Source organism: Empedobacter sp. UBA5036, from assembly GCF_002415215.1.
Classification (GTDB): domain Bacteria; phylum Bacteroidota; class Bacteroidia; order Flavobacteriales; family Weeksellaceae; genus Empedobacter; species Empedobacter falsenii_B.
Window position 1 is genome coordinate 95,323 of record NZ_DICC01000058.1, and the last position, 20,782, is coordinate 116,104.

20 protein-coding genes are annotated in these 20,782 nt (G+C 31.6%); 15 read left to right on the forward strand and 5 right to left on the reverse strand.

Translation table 11 applies throughout. The features are described 5' to 3' along the window. The first annotated feature begins 74 nt into the window (after positions 1 to 74). The 6 genes from B4J88_RS11085 (at position 75) to B4J88_RS11110 (ending at position 5,697) form a co-directional block, all read left to right on the forward strand. Positions 75 to 548: a DUF1203 domain-containing protein gene (locus tag B4J88_RS11085; RefSeq protein WP_125349264.1), complete on the forward strand. Its 474-nt coding sequence runs from the start codon at positions 75 to 77 to the stop codon at positions 546 to 548. Positions 549 to 719: 171 nt separating this feature from the next. Then, the gene (locus tag B4J88_RS11090) at positions 720 to 1,745 is read left to right on the forward strand and encodes a DHH family phosphoesterase (protein WP_280036187.1); all 1,026 of its coding nucleotides are present in this window, start codon (positions 720 to 722) and stop codon (positions 1,743 to 1,745) included. Further along, a complete protein-coding gene (locus tag B4J88_RS11095; protein ID WP_115000909.1) occupies positions 1,745 to 2,272 on the forward strand; it encodes an FKBP-type peptidyl-prolyl cis-trans isomerase in 528 nt (175 codons plus the stop codon). Before B4J88_RS11090 ends, B4J88_RS11095 begins: the two co-directional genes overlap by 1 nt. Before the next feature lie 25 nt (positions 2,273 to 2,297). Continuing rightward, a complete protein-coding gene (locus B4J88_RS11100; protein WP_038331198.1) occupies positions 2,298 to 3,377 on the forward strand; it encodes a peptidylprolyl isomerase in 1,080 nt (359 codons plus the stop codon). A gap of 101 nt (positions 3,378 to 3,478) precedes the next feature. After that, positions 3,479 to 4,090: a sugar-binding domain-containing protein gene (locus B4J88_RS11105; protein ID WP_286495215.1), complete on the forward strand. Its 612-nt coding sequence runs from the start codon at positions 3,479 to 3,481 to the stop codon at positions 4,088 to 4,090. A gap of 56 nt (positions 4,091 to 4,146) precedes the next feature. Beyond that, a complete protein-coding gene (locus B4J88_RS11110) occupies positions 4,147 to 5,697 on the forward strand; it encodes a glycoside hydrolase family 2 protein (protein ID WP_286495237.1) in 1,551 nt (516 codons plus the stop codon). Positions 5,698 to 5,762: 65 nt separating this feature from the next. On the opposite strand, the gene B4J88_RS11115 is transcribed toward B4J88_RS11110, so the two are convergent. Both B4J88_RS11115 and B4J88_RS11120 read right to left on the reverse strand, forming a co-directional pair. Next, on the reverse strand, positions 5,763 to 6,734 hold the full coding sequence (locus tag B4J88_RS11115; RefSeq protein WP_280051133.1) for an N-acetylornithine carbamoyltransferase: 972 nt from the start codon (positions 6,732 to 6,734) through the stop codon (positions 5,763 to 5,765). Between the two features lie 86 nt (positions 6,735 to 6,820). Beyond that, positions 6,821 to 7,702 carry a DUF72 domain-containing protein gene (locus B4J88_RS11120; RefSeq protein WP_291049127.1) on the reverse strand — a complete coding sequence of 294 codons (882 nt, stop codon included), beginning with the start codon at positions 7,700 to 7,702 and terminating at the stop codon, positions 6,821 to 6,823. 180 nt (positions 7,703 to 7,882) lie between these two features. Here B4J88_RS11120 and htpG point away from each other — a divergent pair, with 180 nt between their 5' ends. Beyond that, positions 7,883 to 9,760: a molecular chaperone HtpG gene (htpG, locus tag B4J88_RS11125; RefSeq protein ID WP_286495218.1), complete on the forward strand. Its 1,878-nt coding sequence runs from the start codon at positions 7,883 to 7,885 to the stop codon at positions 9,758 to 9,760. 638 nt (positions 9,761 to 10,398) lie between these two features. Here htpG and B4J88_RS11130 read toward each other — a convergent pair. Genes B4J88_RS11130 through B4J88_RS11140 form a run of 3 tightly spaced genes read right to left on the reverse strand, consistent with a single transcriptional unit; the run spans position 10,399 to position 13,952 of the window. Further along, a complete protein-coding gene (locus B4J88_RS11130) occupies positions 10,399 to 11,169 on the reverse strand; it encodes a succinate dehydrogenase/fumarate reductase iron-sulfur subunit (RefSeq protein ID WP_038337216.1) in 771 nt (256 codons plus the stop codon). 60 nt (positions 11,170 to 11,229) lie between these two features. After that, entirely contained in the window at positions 11,230 to 13,242 is a 2,013-nt protein-coding gene (locus tag B4J88_RS11135) for a fumarate reductase/succinate dehydrogenase flavoprotein subunit (RefSeq protein WP_286495219.1), read from the reverse strand. Between the two features lie 17 nt (positions 13,243 to 13,259). Further along, positions 13,260 to 13,952 carry a succinate dehydrogenase cytochrome b subunit gene (locus B4J88_RS11140; RefSeq protein WP_038337219.1) on the reverse strand — a complete coding sequence of 231 codons (693 nt, stop codon included), beginning with the start codon at positions 13,950 to 13,952 and terminating at the stop codon, positions 13,260 to 13,262. A gap of 324 nt (positions 13,953 to 14,276) precedes the next feature. Here B4J88_RS11140 and B4J88_RS11145 point away from each other — a divergent pair, with 324 nt between their 5' ends. The 8 genes from B4J88_RS11145 (at position 14,277) to B4J88_RS11180 (ending at position 20,678) form a co-directional block, all read left to right on the forward strand. After that, entirely contained in the window at positions 14,277 to 14,777 is a 501-nt protein-coding gene (locus B4J88_RS11145; RefSeq protein WP_180904711.1) for an RNA polymerase sigma factor, read from the forward strand. Then, positions 14,777 to 15,418 (forward strand): hypothetical protein, encoded by a 642-nt coding sequence (locus B4J88_RS11150; RefSeq protein ID WP_180904712.1) that lies wholly within the window; start codon positions 14,777 to 14,779, stop codon positions 15,416 to 15,418. Before B4J88_RS11145 ends, B4J88_RS11150 begins: the two co-directional genes overlap by 1 nt. A gap of 66 nt (positions 15,419 to 15,484) precedes the next feature. Next, positions 15,485 to 15,751 carry a hypothetical protein gene (locus tag B4J88_RS11155; RefSeq protein ID WP_291067674.1) on the forward strand — a complete coding sequence of 89 codons (267 nt, stop codon included), beginning with the start codon at positions 15,485 to 15,487 and terminating at the stop codon, positions 15,749 to 15,751. A gap of 50 nt (positions 15,752 to 15,801) precedes the next feature. Further along, on the forward strand, positions 15,802 to 18,186 hold the full coding sequence (locus tag B4J88_RS11160) for a TonB-dependent receptor (protein WP_221855587.1): 2,385 nt from the start codon (positions 15,802 to 15,804) through the stop codon (positions 18,184 to 18,186). A 7-nt stretch (positions 18,187 to 18,193) separates the two neighbouring features. Next, complete coding sequence (locus B4J88_RS11165; RefSeq protein WP_038337229.1) at positions 18,194 to 18,511, forward strand: hypothetical protein; 318 nt, start codon at positions 18,194 to 18,196, stop codon at positions 18,509 to 18,511. Positions 18,512 to 18,564: 53 nt separating this feature from the next. Continuing rightward, the gene (locus tag B4J88_RS11170) at positions 18,565 to 19,017 is read left to right on the forward strand and encodes a DUF4625 domain-containing protein (protein WP_115001091.1); all 453 of its coding nucleotides are present in this window, start codon (positions 18,565 to 18,567) and stop codon (positions 19,015 to 19,017) included. A gap of 99 nt (positions 19,018 to 19,116) precedes the next feature. Beyond that, positions 19,117 to 19,971, forward strand: coding sequence for a BadF/BadG/BcrA/BcrD ATPase family protein (locus tag B4J88_RS11175; protein WP_221855585.1), 855 nt, complete (start codon positions 19,117 to 19,119; stop codon positions 19,969 to 19,971). A gap of 2 nt (positions 19,972 to 19,973) precedes the next feature. Beyond that, complete coding sequence (locus B4J88_RS11180; RefSeq protein ID WP_286495224.1) at positions 19,974 to 20,678, forward strand: formyltransferase family protein; 705 nt, start codon at positions 19,974 to 19,976, stop codon at positions 20,676 to 20,678. Positions 20,679 to 20,782 lie beyond the last annotated feature (104 nt).

Consider the following 20,782-nt stretch of genomic DNA (forward strand, 5'->3'; position numbering starts at 1 on the left):
TATTTTATTTTATTTTATTTAAATTATTATTTTTTATTTAAATTAGTTATAATCAATCATCTAATAAAATTAAAATGAAAAATAACTTTAGAATAGTCGCCTTAGATAATGAGCTTTTTAGTGATTATTTTAATCTAAGTGATAAGGAATTGTCAAAACAAAATATCTCGAGAATGATTGTAGATAAATTCCCAGGATATCCTTGCCGAGTTAGTTTAACAGATGTGCAAGTTGGAGAAGAAGTTATTCTACTTAATTTTGAACATCATTCGGTAAACTCTCCTTACAAGGCATCTGGTCCTATTTTTATAAGTAAAAACGCACAAACTTATAAATCTTCTATTAATGAAATTCCAATAATGTTTAACCATCGGTTTTTGTCTATTCGTGCTTACAACAAGAATTCAATAATGATTTTTGCTGATGCAATAAAAGGAGATTATTTAAAAGAAAAATTAAATGAAATCTTAGAAAACCAAGAAGTCGAATACATTCATATTCACAACGCAAGACCTGGTTGTTATAATTGCTTAGTAGAAAGAGCTTAAAGCTAATTAGTATTTTTGTTAAAAAATTAAATCTGAATTTTAGTTTACAAAGGTTTTTATTTTTTTATTCCCATTAATCAATTCAAAAAAAAATAAATAATTCATCTAAAATTTGCAGTTTTCTTCTTCAAAGCAATTTACAATTTCACTTGTTTGTTTATCTTTGCAACTATGCAAATGACAAATTTCGAAGAGTTAAAAACTCTTTTAAAATCAACACCAAAGAAAATTGCAATTCTACCGCACAAAAATCCTGATGGAGATGCGATAGGTTCTACATTGGCGATGTTTCATTATTTGAATAAATTAGGACACACGTGTAACATTGTTTCACCAAACGATTTTCCTAAGTTCCTAAAATGGATGCCTTCAGCAAAAGAGATTGTAATTGCAGATTACCGACCAAAAGTTGCCGAAGCAATTATACATCAAGCTGATTTGATTTTTATCTTAGATTTTAATACTGTAAAACGAATTGACGACTTAGGAAACTGGGTTGAACGTTCGAAAGCACCAAAAATATTAATCGATCATCACCGTGAACCAGATACATTTGATTTTATGTATTCGGATATCGAAATGCCTGCGACTTGTCAAATGGTTTATAATTTTATCGAAGCGATGAATGATTTGGATAAAATTGATAAAGGCATTGCTGAATGTATTTATACTGGAATAATGACGGATACAGGCGGATTCCGTTTTCGTAATACATCGGCAGATACGCATAGAATTGTAGCAGAGTTAATTGATAAAGGTGTAGAAGTAGATAAAGTTACTTCTTATGTAAACGATTCACAAACACAAGGACGATTAAAGTTATTATCATTAACTCTAAATAATCTAACTTTTTTACCAGAATATCGAACAGCTTTCATGTTTTTAAAACGTGAAGATTTACTAGCAAATGGTTTTCAAAAAGGAGATACAGAAGGTTTTGTAAATTATGGTTTGAGTGTAGAAAATTTTATCTTTTCTGTAATTTTTATTGAAGACACACATCATAATTTCATTAAAATTTCGTTACGTTCGAAAGGTGATTTTGATGTGAATGAATTCTCTCGCAAACATTTCAATGGCGGCGGTCATATGAATGCTTCTGGAGGTCGTTCGGATATGAATATGGAAGAAACAATTGCTTATTTCCAATCCCTTTTACCAGAATATCAAGAAAAATTAGCTAGTATCGTTATCTAATGAAAAAAGTTATTTTATTCACTTTCGCTGTTTTTGCGTTAATGAGTTGTGATCAAAAAGTCATACAATATCCCGTTTCATATTCCAATGACGATTTTATGAAACGTTCGCAAGAACGTGGAAAATTATTGCATCAAGAAGAATTACAATGGTTTGATGATTATATGAAAACATCTGACCTAAAATTTGTTAAAACGAGTTCGGGCTTTTGGATTTCAAATAGTGGTCAACGAACAGCTTCTACAGCAAATAATGGAGACTACATCGAATTTGAATATCAAGTAACTGATCTCGAAAACAATATTTTATATTCGTTTAACGATAATAAAGTTCAGAAAATAATTTTAGGAAAAGCTGATATTGTGAGAGGTTTACAAGCTGGTTTGCAATTAATTCCTGAAGGTGAAACTGCTAAATTATTATTACCTTCGTTTTTAGCTTATGGAGGTTATGGTGATACACAAAAAATTGCTCCAGACTCGCCTATTATTATGGATGTAAAAGTTTTAAAAATAAAAAAACACTAATAAACACAAAGACTGTAAAGTTAAAATGAGAAAAATATTATTAATCTTAACTGTCATCACTACTCTTGTTAGTTGTGGCGTTAAAATTCCAAAATCGATGAGTAAAGAAGAATTTAAAAGTTTAGAAGACGGATTGTATGCAAAAATGACAACAAATCATGGTGCAATGACAATCAAATTATACGAAGAAGAAGCTCCAATGACTGTTGCTAACTTTGTAGGATTAGCAGAAGGTACAAAAGAAAATAAAGCAAAAGCAAAAGGAATTCCTTTTTATGATGGAATCATTTTTCACCGTGTAATCAAAGATTTCATGATTCAAGGTGGTGATCCAGACGGAAGAGGTACAGGTGGACCTGGTTACGATTTCGAAGATGAATTTGATGCAACATTAAAACACGATAAAAAAGGTGTTTTATCTATGGCAAATTCAGGACCAGCAACAAACGGGTCTCAATTCTTCATTACAGAGGTTCCAACTCCATGGTTAGATGGTAAACACACTGTTTTTGGACAAGTTGTAGAAGGTTTAGAAGTTGTAGATTCTATTGCTAATGTAGAAAAAACAAGAGATGACAAACCAGTTGTTCCAGTTGTGATTGAGAAAGTAGAAATCGCTCGTAAAGGTGATAAATATGCCAAATATAACGGTGGAGAAGCTTTTGAAACTGCAAAAGCAAATCATGCAAAAAAACAAGCTGAAGCTGAAGCGAAAGCAAAAGCTGAAAAAGATGCTGAAATTGCTCGTCAAAAAGAATTAGAGGCTAAAGCGCAAACTACTCCTTCTGGATTAAAATATGTAATTTTAGAAGAAGGAAACGGAGCAAAACCTGTACAAGGAGATCCAATTCAAGTACATTATACTTTACGTTTAAATGATGGTGAAAAATTAGATTCATCTTACGATCGCAATCAACCACTAGACGCAACAGTTGGTGTTACAGGATTAATCCAAGGTTGGATGGAAGCATTAACAATGTTCAACAGAGGTTCTAAAGTTTTCTTAATTATCCCTGCCGAATTAGGTTACGGATCAAGAGGTGCTGGAGGTGTTGTACCACCAAATGCAACTTTATATTTTGATATGGAAGTTTTAGATAAATAATTTATCTATTCAAAATAAGTAGAAAAGCCACTCAAATCGAGTGGCTTTCTTTTTTGCCTACATTTTTGAAATTACTATTTTTACTGCTTATCAAAACTCACATGAAAAATTTAACATCTCTAATTTTACTCTTTATCGGTTTACAAATAGTAAATGCACGAGAAATAGTAAACTTCAACTCTAATTGGAGCTTTAAAAAAGGGCCATTTACCACTGCAGAAATTAATTACAATTCTATCTTCAAAGGCGATTGGCAATTGGTTCAAGTTCCACATACATGGAATGCAACTGATATGCAAACGAACCAAGTTACACCTGGTTTTTATAGTACAAACGAGCGTTTTTATGTGGGTGATTCGTATTACAGAAAATCTTTTACGCCAAAAACAAACTGGAAAGGTAAACGAATCTTTATCAAATTTGAAGGTGTTGGAGCAAATGCAGAAGTTTACATGAATAATTCTCCTTTAAAATCAACTCAAAATAAGAACAAAGTAAGCTATCAAAGTGATGTAAACAACGGAAATTATAATTTTGTAGGTCGTCATCAAGGTGGATATTCTGCTTTTGTTTTGGAATTGACAGGAATGTTAAAATTTGATCAAGAAAATGAAATTTTGGTTAAAGCTAATAACGAAGAAAATCCAGCAATTATTCCTGTTAATCATGTTTTATTCCTGTTTATGGCGGAATTTATCGTCCTGTTTCGTTAATTGTTACTGATCCTATCAATATTGCTGTAAATGATTTTGCTTCGGCTGGAATTTTTATTTCTCAGAAAAATGTTAGTAAAAAATCGGCTGATATTCATCTTAAAGTCAAAGTTGATAATAAATCAGCTCAAACAAATAACATCGAAATTTTCACTTCGATCATCGATCATAACAATAAAACTGTAAAGTCTATCAGCACTCCTTACACTCTATCACCACAAGGAAGACAAGAAATTATTCAAGATATTAAGGTTAATAATCCACATTTATGGAATGGATTAGAAGATCCATATTTATATAAAGTAGTGACACAAATCAAACAAAATAATCAAGTTTTAGATGAAGTAACACAACCTTTGGGTATTCGTAAATTTGAACTAAAAGCGAACGAAGGTTTCTTCTTAAACGACAAAAAATATCCGCTTTATGGCGTGACAAGACATCAAGATCGCTGGGGAAAAGGTTCGGCTTTATCAAATGAAGATCACGATGAAGATTTAGCAATTATAAAAGAAATTGGTGCAACTTCTATTCGATTAGCTCATTACCAACAATCTGATTATTTTTACTCGAAATGTGATAGTCTAGGATTGATTGTTTGGGCAGAAATTCCGTTTGTGAATCAGGTTACAACCTTGGAAGAAAATAATGCAATGCAACAATTAAAAGAGTTGATTCGTCAAAATTACAATCATCCATCTATTTACACTTGGGGATTACACAATGAAGTTTATTCGCCAAATAATTACACCATCGAATTGACAACAAAGCTAAATGACTTAGCTAAAACAGAAGATTCTGATCGTTATACAGTACAAGTAAGTGGTTATAATGTGGTCGATCATCCAGTTAATAATAATGCGGATATACAAGGAATTAATCATTATTTTGGATGGTACAATGGCGAAGTAGAAAATTTGACAGACAAAGAAGATGTTGAAACTTGGGCGAATGAAATTTCGAAAAAATTCAAAGATTACAAAATCATTTTCTCTGAATATGGCGCAGAAGCAAAACCTGAAGATCAAGTTGAAGTTGCTGGGAACTATGGAAATCAATGGAGTGATCCTGCATTTTTTCCAGAAGAATTTGCAACTAAATTTCATATTGTTCATTGGGCAACAATAGAAAAACATCCAATATTTTTGGGATCTTATGTTTGGAATACTTTCGATTTTGCAACGCCTATTACACGATTAAATGTTAATCCAAGAAATTTCAAAGGTTTGGTTTCGTTTGATCGAAAAATTAAAAAAGATCCTTTTTATTGGTATAAAGCAAATTGGAGCAAAGAACCTGTTGTTTATTTAACGCAACGTAGAATGGTAAATAGAGGAAATGAATTTACAACTGTTACAATCTTCTCTAATCAAGGAACGCCAACGTTAACTGTAAATGGTAAAAAGATTGAAAATGTAAAAAATGGCTATAATAAGATTCATTTCGTTGCTGAAAATGTTCAATTGCAAAAAGGTGAAAACATAATCATTGCAGAAACTAATCTTAATGGAAAAACCATTTCAGATAAGATTATTTGGAACTATGATTCAAAATATAAAACTTCTCAAAAAGAAGCCACTACGAAAGATATTCATGTTGGACTTTAGTGAGAAATAATATCATTAAAAAAGGCTTAAAAATTAATTTTTAAGCCTTTTTTAATTGTAGTTTACTACTTATTTTTCAAAATCTCGTGAAAAACGGTTTGAGCTGAGAAAATTCGGTTCGTTGCTTCATCAATTACGATAGAACGATCAGAATCTAAAACTTCATCAGATACTACTACATTGCGACGAACTGGTAAACAATGCATAAATTTTCCGTTATTTGTCAAATTCATTTTATCCATTGTCACTTCCCAATCCTTATCACCATCATTCGGTTGACCATAATTTTCATAAGAAGACCAGTTTTTTGCATAGACAAAATCAGCATCTTTCAACGCTTCATCTTGATCATAAGCAATCGTTGCTCCATCAGTAAATTTTGGATCTAGCTCCAAACCTTTTGGTTGTACAACTGTAAAATCTACCCAATCTACTTTAGAAAACCATTGCGCAAAAGAATTCGGAACAGCTTGTGGCAAACGACGTGGATGCGGCGCCCAAGTCATCACAACTTTCACTTTCTTTTCAGGTTTTGTCCCAGGCGTATAACCCGTTTTTTCTGCAATTGTAATTAAATCAGCAAAAGATTGTAATGGATGTAATGTTGCACTTTCCAAAGACACAACAGGAACAGAAGATAATTCTTTTACTTTATTGAACATGATTTCGTTATAATCTTCATCACGATCTACTAATTTCGGAAAAGTACGAACGCCTAAAACATCACAATACGCACTCATTACCTGAATTGCTTCTTTGATATGTTCTTGCGAATCTCCGTTCATCACAGCACCATCAGCCATTTCCAATGTCCAAGAATCTGCTCCAGCATTCAAAACCCAAGCATTTGCTCCAAGATTATAAGCCGCTTTAATAGAACTTAGACGTGTACGTAAACTTGGATTAAAAAAAATTAAACCAACTGTTTTATTTTTACCAACTTCTTGTTGAGCAAAAGGATTTGCTTTAATTTCTAAGGCTGTTTTTAGTAATTCGTCGATGTTTTCTACATCATAAACCGAAGTAAATTGTTTCATAATTGAGAAGAATCTTTTGTTTTATTTGTTCTGCAAAATTAGTGGAAACAATCGAGGTTTAAAGAATTATTTTTGCTAATTTTCACTTAAAACAACGTCAATTCATCTTGTGGACCACGAATATCTAAATCTAAATCATTGTTTAATTTCTTAATAAAATATTTGGCTAACATTGGCGATTCTAACTCTAAATTTTGATGAATAAAGAAATACAATTTCTGCAAACCTTCTGCTTTCCAAAGTTTAATTGTTTCAATCCATTCATCCAAACGCTCGTAATCAGATGGAATATTTGCTCCAACAAAACGCACAAAAGCTTCATTCGAAGTCAATCGCATATGCACCATATCTCTCCTACCCGCTGTATCAACAATAATATTTGAAATGTTATGCTTTTCTAATAACGAAACCAATCGATTAAAATTTTCTTCGTTCGAAAACCAATCTTCATGACGAAGTTCTACAGCTAACGGATAACCTTTCGGAAAATTTTGAATGAAATTTTCTAATTTTTCAAAATCTTTTGGAGCAAAATTTTCGTGCATTTGTAAGAAAATCATTCCTAATTTTTCTTCAAATAACGCAACTGCATCCAAATATTGATTCAATTTATCTGTCACATTTTGCAATCGTCCATAATGACTAATACTTTGTGGAATTTTCGGGAAAAATTTAAAATCTTTTGGAGTTTTATTTACCCAAGTTTCGACATTTTCTTTACTTGGCGAACGATAATATGTCGCATTTAACTCGATACTATTAAATTGCGTTGAATAATAACTCAATTCATCTTTTGTTTTAGGCGGATAAAAATTCTTCAAATCTTGCTTATTCCATTTTGCACAGCCTACATATACTTCGAAATTATCTGATTTATCAACTTTATTCAACAAATCAATCGTTTCTTTTGGCGTTTTTGGCAATGTAAAATCAACCAATTCTGGGTTTTCTACTTTTCCGAATTTCATCTTTCTAAATTTGAACGAAAATTAAGCAATTATAAGCAGTTCTCATGATCTATTTTACGACAAAATGTCAGAAAAATTTCATTTGGAATATCTTTTGAAATTTACATTCCGTCTACAAATCTCATGATTTAGACTATTTACAAGAAAAACTAATTATTAAAAATAAAAAATACAATAACGATGAATAAAGGAAATATTAATGTTTCGGTAGAGAATATCTTTCCATTAATTAAGAAGTTTTTATACAGCGATCACGAAATCTTTTTGCGTGAGTTGATTTCGAATGCTTCTGACGCAACCCTGAAATTAAAGCATTTAACAAGTATTGGTGATGCAAAAGTAGAATACGGAAATCCAAAAATTGAAGTAAAAATCAATAAAGACGATAATACTTTACATATTATTGACCAAGGTTTGGGAATGACAGCTGATGAAGTTGAAAAATACATCAATCAAGTTGCTTTTTCTGGTGCAGAAGAATTTATTAATCAACACCAAGATGCAGACGGAATTATCGGACATTTTGGTTTAGGTTTTTATTCTGCATTTATGGTTGCGGATAAAGTAGAAATCATTACAAAATCATACAAAGACGAGCCAGCAGTTCATTGGACATGTGATGGTTCTCCTGAATTTACCTTAGAAAATTCGGATAAAACCGAGCGTGGAACTGAAATCGTTTTACACATTGCTGAAGATTCGAAAGAGTTTTTAGACGAATGGAAAATCCGTGAATTATTGAATAAATACAATAAATTCATGCCAATTCCGATCAAATTTGGAACGAAAAAAGAAACACTTCCTTTACCAGAAGGTGCTGCTGAAGATGCTAAACCAGAGGAAATCGAAGTTGATGATATTATCAATAATACAAATCCGGCTTGGACAAAAGCGCCATCAGAATTGTCTGACGAAGATTATCAAAATTTCTACAGAGAATTGTATCCAATGCAATTCGAAGAACCTTTATTCCATATTCACTTAAATGTTGATTATCCATTTAATTTGACTGGAATTTTATTCTTCCCAAAATTAGGAAACAACATCAATATTGATAAAGATCGTATTCAATTATACCAAAATCAAGTATTTGTAACAGACGAAGTGAAAGGAATTGTTCCTGATTTCTTGATGTTATTACGTGGTGTGATAGATTCTCCAGATATTCCATTGAATGTTTCGCGTTCGTACTTACAAGCTGATGGAGCTGTGAAGAAAATTTCGGCACATATTACGAAAAAAGTGGCGGATAAAATGTCTTCATTAATGAATCAAAATCGTGAAGATTACGAGCAAAAATGGAACGATATTAAAGTTGTAATTGAATATGGAATGATTTCGGAAGATAAATTCTTCGAAAAATCTGACAAATTTGCATTGTATCCAACAGTTGATGGTAAATATTTTACTTGGGATGAATTAAATACTGCGATTAAAGACAATCAAACCAACAAAGACGGAAAATTAGTAATTCTTTATGCGTCTGATGTTGATGGACAAGATCAATACATACAAATTGCGAAAGAAAAAGGTTACGAAGTAATTTTATTAGATTCTCCTATTTCTTCTCACTTGATTCAGAAGTTAGAATCTACAAAAGAAAATGTAACATTTGTTCGTGTTGATGCGGATCATATCAATAATTTGATTGAAAAAGATGAAGTTAAAATTTCCAAATTATCTGATGATGATAAAGAAAAATTGAAAACTGAAATCACAGAATCAATCAACAATAAATCATATACAATTCAATTAGAAGATTTATCTGGAACAGATGCACCTTTCATCATTACGCAATCAGAATTTATGCGTCGTATGAAAGATATGCAAGCTTCTGGCGGAGCTGGGATGTTTGGAATGGGTAATTTCCCTGAAATGTATAATGTTGTTGTGAATGCAAACTCGGATTTAGCAACAGAAATTTTAGCTAAAGATTCGAAAGAAGAAAAAGAAGCGTTGATTAATCAAGCATTAGATCTAGCAAAATTATCGCAAGGTTTGTTAAAAGGTAAAGAATTAACAAATTTTATCAATAGAAGTTTTAAGAACATTAAATAATCTCAGAACACTATATTTTAGTAATCTTAAACTTAAAATCCAGCACATAATGTGCTGGATTTTTTATTTCTAAATAGATTTATTGATGTGTTAAACTTTTAAAATTAATCTGAAATAATTTGCAAAACATGATTTTTGTCATTAATTTTACATCAAGGAATTAATAATTATTCGTTCAGGACTTCAAAATACTTTAGTTGTTTTGAAACAGAACATTAAAATTAATAGTTGTTTTTCCACAAAATAACGAAATTTTTAAGCCGACAGAGAATTTTCATAATAAGGTGAAAATTAATTCAAATCATTATCAAAAATTTCGGGAAGGATTTCAAGAAATTGAAATCCTTTTTTCCCTAGACGTTCTTTTTAAATCGATTTTGCTCATAGTTATTGCATAGGATTAATAGTCTCTCATATATGAGTACATTTCATTTATTATTTACAATAGATATTTGTTCTATTTATAAAAATTCTTTTTTATAATCATTTAAAAAGAACAAGTTACAATGGACTTATTCAGAAGAAAGAATTTGACATTGGGAAGGATTTCAAGAGATTGAAATCCTTTTTTTTTGCAATTATTATAACAAAAAAAGAGCGACAAACATGTCGCTCTTTTAATATATATCAGAATGTTATTATTCTTGTGATACAATTTTTGCAGATAAATACTCACGGTTCATACGTGCAATGTTATCTAAAGAAATTCCTTTTGGACATTCGATTTCACAAGCTCCTGTATTTGTACAGTTACCAAAACCTTCTAAATCCATTTGTGCAACCATTTTTTGAGCACGACGAGCAGCTTCTACTTGTCCTTGTGGTAACAATGCGAATTGAGAAACTTTAGCTCCTACGAATAACATTGCAGATCCATTTTTACAAGTTGCAACACAAGCTCCACAACCAATACATGTTGCAGCGTCGAACGCTTCATCTGCATGCATTTTGTTTACTGGAATATTGTTTGCATCTACTGTACGTCCTGATGTATTTACAGAGATGTAACCACCAGCTTGTTGGATACGGTCGAAAGATGAACGGTCTACAATTAAATCTTTGATTACTGGGAATGCAGCAGATCTCCATGGTTCGATGTAAATCGTTTCACCATCTTTGAACATACGCATATGTAATTGACAAGTTGTAACACCTCTATCTGGTCCGTGCGCTTCTCCATTGATGAATAAAGAACACATACCACAAATACCTTCACGACAGTCGTGGTCGAATGCAACTGGCTCTTTTCCTTCCTCTATTAATTGCTCGTTTAATAAATCAAGCATTTCTAAGAAAGAAGAATCAGTAGAAACATCTTTTAAGGAATATGTTTCCATTTTTCCTTGAGCATTAGCGTTTTTTTGACGCCAAATTTTCAGCGTGATGCTGATTGTTTTTGATGATGCCATAATTCTATATGATATTTTGACATTTTGCTTGAAGGTTTGTTATCAAGCAAAATGATTTTATTATTTATAACTACGAGTTTTAAGCTCGATATATTTGTAATTTAATTCCTCTTTGTGTAAAACCTCAGTGTTGATATCATCACCTTTATATTCCCAAGCGGCAACATAAGTATAATTTTCATCATCACGCATTGCTTCACCTTCTTCTGTTTGGTACTCCTCACGGAAGTGACCACCACAAGACTCATTACGGTTAAGAGCGTCAATTGCCATTAACTGTCCTAATTCTAAGAAGTCAGCTACACGTCCAGCTTTCTCTAACTCAGTGTTCATTTCGTTAGCATCACCAGGAACTTTTACATCACGGTAGAATTCTTCACGTAAAGCAGCAATTTCAGCAATCGCTTCTTTTAAACCTTGAGCATTACGAGCCATACCTACTTTGTTCCACATAATATTTCCTAAACGTTTGTGGAAACTATCTACAGTTTTAGTTCCTTTATTGCTTAAGAAATGTTGAATTTGGTCTTTAACAGCCTTTTCAGCTTCATCAAATTCTGGCGTATTTGTAGGAATTTTACCTGTACGAATATCTGCTGATAAATAATCTGCAATTGTATAAGGTAATACGAAATAACCATCTGCTAAACCTTGCATTAATGCAGAAGCTCCTAAACGGTTAGCTCCGTGATCAGAGAAGTTAGCTTCTCCTACTACGAAACATCCAGGAATTGTTGATTGTAAGTTGTAGTCAACCCAAACACCACCCATTGTGTAGTGAATTGCTGGATAGATACGCATTGGATTTTCGTATGGATTCTCATCTGTAATTTTCCAATACATTTGGAATAAGTTTCCATATTTCTCTTCAATCCATTTTTTACCTAATTTCTCGATTTCAGCATCTGATGGATTTTGATCTCCGTTTGCGAAAGCAACCTCACGACCTTTTTTCTTGATCTCATCTGTAAAATCTAAATAAACTCCTTCTCCAGTTTCATTTGCTTCAATACCATAACCAGCATCACAACGCTCTTTTGCAGCACGAGATGCAACGTCACGAGGAACTAAGTTACCAAATGCAGGATAACGTCTTTCTAAGTAGTAATCTCTGTCTTCTTCTTTGATATCAACTGCTTTTTTCTTACCAGCACGGATTGCTTCAGCATCTTCTTTCTTTTTAGGAACCCAGATACGACCAGAGTTACGTAAAGATTCAGACATTAAAGTCAATTTAGATTGATTTGTTCCGTGGATTGGAATACAAGTTGGGTGAATTTGTACATAACAAGGGTTAGCAAAATAAGCACCTTTTTTGTGAATTTTCCATGCTGAAGTTACGTTAGAACCCATTGCATTAGAAGATAAGAAATATACGTTTCCGTAACCACCAGTAGCAATAACTACTGCGTGAGCAGAATGTCTTTCGATTTCACCTGTAATTAAATTACGAGCGATAATACCACGAGCTTTACCATCTACAAGTACAATATCTAACATTTCGTGACGGTTGTACATTTGGATGTGCCCTAAGTGGATTTGCTGATTCATTGCTGAATAAGCTCCTAATAATAATTGTTGCCCTGTTTGACCTTTCGCATAGAAAGTACGAGATACTTGTACCCCACCAAAAGAACGATTATCTAATAACCCACCGTAATCACGTGCAAAAGGAACCCCTTGCATTACACATTGGTCGATAATATTACCAGAAACCTCCGCTAAACGATAAACGTTAGACTCACGAGCGCGGTAATCACCACCTTTGATTGTATCGTAAAATAAACGATAGATAGAGTCGTTATCTCCTTTATAATTTTTAGCAGCATTAATACCCCCTTGTGCAGCAATAGAGTGAGCACGACGAGGTGAATCTTGGTAACAGAAAGCTTTTACTTTATATCCTAACTCTGCTAAAGTAGCAGCTGCAGAACCACCAGCTAAACCAGTACCTACAACAATAACATCAATTTTATCACGGTTATTTGGAGCCACTAAGTTTAGGTGTGCTTTGTGTTCGCTCCATTGTTGTGCGATATCTCCTTCTGGAGATTTTGAATCTAATATACTCATTTCTTGATATTATTTAATTATTTAACAAAAAAATGGTAAACAGCGATGATAATGAAACCTGCTGGAATTAAAATTGAATACCATTTCCCGAAAGCAACAATTACTGGAGTGTATTTGTTGTGTCTTGCACCAATAGATTGGAATGCTGATGCAAATCCATGTTGTAAGTGTAATGATAAAAATACAAATGCAACAATGTAAATTACTAATCTTACAAAACTTAAAGCACCTTCTAATGTGAAAACGTGGTTTAAATGATCCATAAAGTAATTTCCTTGAGCAAACTCAGGATTTGGAGCAATGTAGTGATCAGTAATTGTAGGAACCCAAAAGTCATACAAGTGTAATAATAAGAAAACTAAAATTACAGATCCAGAAACTAACATGTTTCTTGACATCCAAGAAGCATTTGCAGCACCATTGTACTTTTGATAAGCAACTGGTCCACGCGCTTTCTTGTTTTGCGCTTCTAATACAAACCCCATTACAAAGTGGTATACAACACCAATTAATAAAATAGGCTGCATTAAATATTGGATAAAAGGGTTATCACTCATGAAAGCCGAAACTTCATTGAACCCATTCGGATTAATAACAGATAATGCATTAATCACGAAATGTTGTAACAAGAACACAATCAAAAATAACGCTGAAAGCGCCATCGCGAACTTCTTACCAATCGACGATTTTAGTAATGATTCATTTGCCATAAAGCAATTCGTTTAATTTTTTAGATATTTCCACAAATTTAATCATCCCGTTGCTCTAATCACAATGAATTATATCATTTCGTTAACAGATTTCGATAGTTTAGAATCATTCTTAGTTAATTAAGACATTTTAACAAATTTTCTAATTTTTTTTTGCTTAATAAATATTTAATTTCTATACTTGCAGTAGAAAAGTAGAACAACTTTTCATAGGTTTAAGTTAGTTAGGTTAATCCTCTTATAGTAATATAAGAGGGTTTTTTATTTTTTAGTTGTAACATTATTCTTTTTTTTACTACAAATAGAGAGCAACAGAATAATAGTTTGAATAATAAAGCAAAAATATTTACCGAATTAGTCGAGAAAAATCAGGGAATTATCCATAAGGTTTGTCGTATATATACAGACGACAAGGATTCTCATGACGATTTATTTCAGGAAATTGTATTGCAATTATGGCGCTCTTACGATTCCTTCAAAGGAGATTCAAAATTTAGTACATGGATGTATCGTGTTAGCTTGAACACAGCGATTACATTAATCAGAAAAAAAACAAAATCGAGTGAAACTGATTTTAATGAAGCTCAATTTTTAAATTTAAAATCAGAAGACAAAGACGAATTTTTAGAGGAACGCATCACACTTTTATATGCTGCAATTAGATTATTAAATGACGTAGAACGTGCATTGGTATTGCTATTTTTAGAAGACTTACCTTACAAAGATATTGCCGAAACTTTAGGAATTTCGGAAGTAAATGCACGCGTTAAGATGAACAGAGTGAAGATAAAATTGAAAGAAATAATGTCTAAAATGGAACAATAATGGAGTTAGATGACTTAAAATCAATTTGGGGTTCCATAAAGGAAGAAGAAAAGTTTGATCAAAATCAAATTTTTCAAATGTTGAAGAAAAAATCGTCAACGACAATAAAATGGTTATTTATATTCACTTTTTGCGAATTTATCCTTTTTCTTGTCTATAATTTATATGTTTTAATTTCAGGAAAAAATTTTTTTAATAATGAAGTCAAAACATTAGTCGAAGAAAAAACGATTAATAATTACGAAATCGCTTCCGTTTTTAGTATTGTGATTACGTTTGGATTTTTGGTGATGGCTTATCGTTATTTCAAGAAAATAGATCTTAATCAATCTGTTGTCGATTTGATGAAAAACATTATTTCATTTCGTCGATTGGTGAACTTGTTTATTCTTTTCACCGTTTTAAGTTTAATTGTTTCCTCTGCCCCATTCTATTACGAATTAGGCCAATCTATTTATTTAGCAAAACATGCCAATGATATACAACCAATTGCGAATAATGCTGCTGTTTATGGTTGGATTGCAATAATAACTGCTGTTGCTTTTATTGTGATTATAGGAACGGTTTATTATGGAATTATTTATTTTTTATTTTTAAGAAAACTTCAACAAAACATGAAAGAGTTGAAAGAAATGAAATAAAATCTTATTTTTGTAAACTGAATGAAAAAATTTATCCAATATATCATGCTTACAATTTCACTGTTTATGACAGTGTATCAGTCTGCGCATATATTGGATCATGCTTTAAATAAAGAGCACAAAGAGTTGAAAGATAAATTCTCTAACGTACATGATCACAGCTGTACAATTTGTCATTTCAATCAACATTTTGTAGAAAATGATTCAGAAATCGAGTTATTCGAATGGTCTCAATCATTTATCCAAAAAGATAAAACACTTTATACAACTCGTGTAAAACAAGCTGTATTACTTACTCAAAAAAGTCTTCGAGCACCGCCCTACGCAATTTAATTTCAGAAAAAACCACCTTATTTTTTTAACGTTATTAAATTATTGTATTTATGTCAATCAACATAAAATGTAGTATTGCGGCTACATTATTGTGCGGAACTGTGTTTGCACAAAACATTTTCGAAGGTCAAATTATAGATAAAAATCAAAAACCAATTCCTTTCGCAACTGTATACTTCAACAACGAAGAATATCACACAAATGCCGAAGGAAAATTTAGAATTGAGAATTTAAACAAAGGAAATTATCAAGTTCAAATTGATGAGCAAGGTTACGAACCTTTTTCTCAAAATATTACGTTTGATTCTCAACAAAAATTTGTTTTTACACTTACTTTTCACAAAGCATATAATTTAGATGAAGTTACTGTTTTAGGGCATCATCACGATTTTTCAACAGCTAATGTAGAGCGTGTCGATCAATCTTATATTCAAGAAAACTATGCAGGATCATTAGCCAAATCACTTGAAAATATTGCAGGTGTTAATGCTTCTGGAATTGGATCATCAGCTTCAAAACCAATTATTCGTGGACTTGGTTTCAATCGATTAATTGTTGCTGAAAATGGTGTAAAACAAGAAGGACAACAATGGGGAGCCGATCATGGTTTGGAGATTGATGCGCTAAATGTTGAAGATGTCGAAGTGATAAAAGGGCCTGCGGCTTTGGAGTACGGAAATGAAGCTATTGCTGGAGTTATCAAGATTAACAATAACAATTTACCAGCGAAACATTCACTTTCTGGAGAAGCAAAAACTTTATATCAATCAATAAATGATAATTACGGAATTGGATTTAATTTGAAATCTCGTAACGATCATTTTTTCTATAAAATAAAAGGTTCTTATTCTGATTATGCAGACTACAGAACGACTACCGATCGCATTTATTACCTGAATCGCTATTTACCAATTTACAATAAACGTGTAAAAAATACGGCTGGACAAGATTTGAATGCTGAAATACAAACAGGTTATATTGGTGAGAAATTTCGTTCAATTTTAACGGTTTCTAACGTTAATCAGAAAATCGGTTTCTTTCCTGGTTCACACGGAATTCCTTCTGTAGATAGACTTCAAGATGATGGAAATTATAGAAATATCGAATTTCCTTATCAAAAAGTGAATCATTTTAAAGTAATTTCCGAAAATGAATTTCGTTTAAATTCAAAAGACGTTTTAAAATTTTTAGCAAGTTATCAAAACAATCGTCGACAAGAAGTTAGTTCATTTCACACACATTATGCAAATCAACCAGTTCCAACAAAAAATCCTGATTTAGAATTAGATTTTAATTTATCAACGTATGATTCTCAATTAAAATTTGAACATAATCATAGCAAAAATTTCAAAACAATAATTGGCGCACAAGCGCAATTACAAGCCAATAATATTGCCGGTTACAATTATTTATTACCAAAATATGACCGAAATATTTTTAGCGGATTTTTGATTGAAGAATTCAAAAAAGGAAATCGTTGGAAAGTAACTGCTGGTTTACGTTACGATTATTCGACGTTCAAATCGGAAGGTTATTTTGATGAATTTCTTTACAATTATTTGATTGAAAAAGGTAATTCTGAAGGCATTGCAGATTATTATGCAAATCGTAGCAAATCAATCGATCGTAGTTTCAGTAATTTAAACGGAATGATTGGTGCAACTTTTCAACCAAATGATTTATGGGATTTCAACTTGAATGTTGGAACAAATTTCCGTTTACCAACCGCTATAGAATTGGGTTCTAACGGAATTCATCACGGTAGTTTTAGACATGAACGAGGTGACGAAAATCTTGATATAGAAAAAGGAATTGCTGTAGATTTCAAATCTGTTTTTCACAAAAATGATTGGAATATTTCGCTAAGTCCGTATTTATATTATTTCAGCAATTATATTTTCTTGAAACCTTCGGGACAATTTTCGATTCTTCCTCATGGTGGACAAATTTATCAATATACACAAAGCAAAGCTTTGTTGACTGGTTTTGAATTTGAAGTTCGTAAGAAAATCAACGAAAATTTTGATGCAAATCTTGTGTACGAATATTTATACAATCGACAAATTACGGAAAATAAAAAATTCGGAAATTATCTTCCTTTCACTCCTGCAAATAATTTATTTGGACAAATTAATTATAAAATCAATCAAAATATTGCATTTTTAGAAGGTTTGAGCTTTTTTGCAAATGGAAAATATACATTTGAGCAAGATAAAATTGCACAAAATGAAGATATCACTCCAAGTTATTTCTTGGTTGGAATTGGAGGAAAAACGAAACTTAAATTCAATAATTTTAGTGCAAATTTAAGTGTTCAGGTTTCTAATTTATTCAATAAAAACTATTACAATCACACCAGTTTTTATCGTGCATTGCAATTACCAGAACAAGCTCGAAACATACAAATTATGTTAGGAATTCCGTTCGGAAAATAGTTGATACATGAAAAAGAAACATCCTATTTTTGGACTTTTCTTTAGTATTATTCTTTTTTCGATTCCAACTTTTAATCAATTACATTTTTCTTTAATCGATCATTCACAAGATTTTTCGAATCAAAAGAAAGAAATTATTCATCATCAATGTAATCATTTCACCTATTACTCTGTCTTTATTGACACGCATGATGAACCAAAAATAGAATCAAAACCGAACGAAGAATTTTACAGTAAAGAAAGTTTTGAACAAGTAGAAAAAATTAAACATTCTACAATTGAATATCATTTTACACGAGGTCCGCCTCAGGATTTTGTTTATTAATAAATCAACCAAAATCTTAAAAAAATAATATTCAATTCAAAAAAAATAAAACAATGAAAAATTCAATTTTAAACTATTCATTTATAACATTATCAGCATTATTCATTACATCTTGTTCATCAGATGATTCTTCATTAGATACAACAAAACCTGAAATTAATTTGATTGCACCTAAAGACCACGATGAATTTCATTTAGGCGAAACCATCTCAATTGATGCTATTTTGAAAGACAATGTAGAATTGGGAACGGTAAAAATTGAAATTCATTCCGCAGAAGATGGTCATCAACACAGAACAGCAAATGTTAATTGGACGTATGATGCAGAAGAAGCTATTCCAGCAGGAAAAACTGAGCACACATTAAGTCATAAAGTAAATATTCCTACAGAAGGAATTACGGAAGGACATTATCACTTAGGATTATTCTTAATTGATCGCGCTGGAAATCAAACGCAATCTTTTATCGAAATCGTTGTAGGTGAAGATTACGACCATGATCACTAAAAAAAAAATTTGAAAACGTCCGAAATTTCGGGCGTTTTTTTATGTGCATTGTTAAAAGAATACTATTTTAGCACTCTTCAATTATATCAAAACAAAAAAATGATTGCAATAGCAGATAGTGGTTCTACTAAAACGGATTGGGTAATTTTAGATAGCGACCTTAATGAAGTTTTTAGAACAAGTACAATTGGATTTAATCCGTATTTTGTAACAGCAGAAGATATTACGACTGAATTACAAAAAAATGAAGATTTTGCACCTGTTGCAAATGATTTCGCAAAAATCTTTTTTTATGGTGCTGGAACTTCCAGCGAAACAATGCATGCTGTTGTTAAAGAAGGTTTACAAAACTTCTTTACAAATGCTGAATTTGTAATAGACCATGATTTATTAGCCGCTTGTTATGCCACTTACATGGGAAAACCTGCAATGGTCTGTATCTTAGGAACAGGTTCTAACTCTTGTTATTTCGATGGAACAACAATGCGTGAAGAAACAAAATCTTTAGCTTATATCTTAGGAGACGAAGGTTCTGGAAATGACTTAGGAAAACGTGTATTACGCGCTTTTTATACAAAAAAAATGCCTCCACATTTAGCAAAAGCTTTTGATGATTATTATAAATTATCTGTAGATGAGTTAAATAAAAATGTGTACCAAAATAAATTTGCAAATACATATTTAGCTTCTTTCAATAAATTTGTTGTTGAACATAAAAATGATCCATTTATTCAGAAAATTATTTATGATGCGATGTCTTCTTTTATCGAATATCAAATTATGCCTTACGAAGAAGCTCGTCATTCTGAATTAAATTTTATTGGTTCAATTGCTCATATTTACGAAGATGTTATTCGTTCAGTTGCGGCAGAATATCACTTAACAGTTGGTCATATTATTAGAAAACCAATTGATAATGTTGTTGATTATCACAAAAAATATTTGATTAAATAAGCATGGCAGCTCAACCAAAAATAGCGGTAATTTCTTACAATACTCCTCATCGCAAAACACAAGATGTTTTGCACGGATTAAAAGCTAAAGGTTATCAAAATGTAAAAATATTTGCTTTGCCTTTTGTACAAAGAGAAAATCCGTTCAAACCAATTTATCAACATCGTCCAAGTAAAGCGATTCAAGTAAATTTAGATGATTACTGTAATAATTTTGGTTATAATTTCGATTTGACAACTGCTGAAACGTTGAATAATCAATTAAACGATTATAAAGCTGAATATGTAATTATTGCAGGTGCGGGATTATTACCAGATGAGTTGGTTGACAATCATAAAATTATCAATACACACCCAGGTTTTTTACCTTTGACAAGAGGTTTAGATTCATTAAAATGGGCAATCACAAAAGGAGTCGAAATTGGTGTTACAACTCATTTTGTAGACACAGAAGCCGATGCTGGCTTTTTGATTGAACAACAATATGTTCCTGTTTACGGGAATGATACGTTTCATTCTTTGGCTAATCGTCAATATGAAACAGAAATTGAAATGTTAGTTAATTCGATTGAATTAATACCAACACTTTCAGAATTCAAATCACTTTCATCAAATGAATTTGAAGCGACGCGCAGAATGCCAAAAGCTATTGAAGAAAATTTGATGCAAGCATTTGACACTTACAAAGAAAAATATAAAAGGGATTAAAAATTTTTTAGAAAAAAATTAAAAAGCTAACCGAATTGGTTAGCTTTTTTGTTGAATCTATTTTTTAATTTGATTTTACTATCTTTAACCCGTTGTGCATTTTG

Coding starts and splice junctions, on each gene's coding strand:
- B4J88_RS11160 (WP_221855587.1), top strand. CDS start 15,802: ATGTCAATCAACATAAAATGTAGTATTGCGGCTACATTATTGTGCGGA.
- B4J88_RS11155 (WP_291067674.1), top strand. CDS start 15,485: ATGACAGTGTATCAGTCTGCGCATATATTGGATCATGCTTTAAATAAA.
- B4J88_RS11120 (WP_291049127.1), bottom strand. CDS start 7,702: ATGAAATTCGGAAAAGTAGAAAACCCAGAATTGGTTGATTTTACATTG.
- B4J88_RS11150 (WP_180904712.1), top strand. CDS start 14,777: ATGGAGTTAGATGACTTAAAATCAATTTGGGGTTCCATAAAGGAAGAA.
- htpG (WP_286495218.1), top strand. CDS start 7,883: ATGAATAAAGGAAATATTAATGTTTCGGTAGAGAATATCTTTCCATTA.
- B4J88_RS11165 (WP_038337229.1), top strand. CDS start 18,194: ATGAAAAAGAAACATCCTATTTTTGGACTTTTCTTTAGTATTATTCTT.
- B4J88_RS11100 (WP_038331198.1), top strand. CDS start 2,298: ATGAGAAAAATATTATTAATCTTAACTGTCATCACTACTCTTGTTAGT.
- B4J88_RS11170 (WP_115001091.1), top strand. CDS start 18,565: ATGAAAAATTCAATTTTAAACTATTCATTTATAACATTATCAGCATTA.
- B4J88_RS11090 (WP_280036187.1), top strand. CDS start 720: ATGCAAATGACAAATTTCGAAGAGTTAAAAACTCTTTTAAAATCAACA.
- B4J88_RS11180 (WP_286495224.1), top strand. CDS start 19,974: ATGGCAGCTCAACCAAAAATAGCGGTAATTTCTTACAATACTCCTCAT.
- B4J88_RS11135 (WP_286495219.1), bottom strand. CDS start 13,242: ATGAGTATATTAGATTCAAAATCTCCAGAAGGAGATATCGCACAACAA.
- B4J88_RS11095 (WP_115000909.1), top strand. CDS start 1,745: ATGAAAAAAGTTATTTTATTCACTTTCGCTGTTTTTGCGTTAATGAGT.
- B4J88_RS11105 (WP_286495215.1), top strand. CDS start 3,479: ATGAAAAATTTAACATCTCTAATTTTACTCTTTATCGGTTTACAAATA.
- B4J88_RS11130 (WP_038337216.1), bottom strand. CDS start 11,169: ATGGCATCATCAAAAACAATCAGCATCACGCTGAAAATTTGGCGTCAA.
- B4J88_RS11140 (WP_038337219.1), bottom strand. CDS start 13,952: ATGGCAAATGAATCATTACTAAAATCGTCGATTGGTAAGAAGTTCGCG.
- B4J88_RS11085 (WP_125349264.1), top strand. CDS start 75: ATGAAAAATAACTTTAGAATAGTCGCCTTAGATAATGAGCTTTTTAGT.
- B4J88_RS11115 (WP_280051133.1), bottom strand. CDS start 6,734: ATGAAACAATTTACTTCGGTTTATGATGTAGAAAACATCGACGAATTA.
- B4J88_RS11175 (WP_221855585.1), top strand. CDS start 19,117: ATGATTGCAATAGCAGATAGTGGTTCTACTAAAACGGATTGGGTAATT.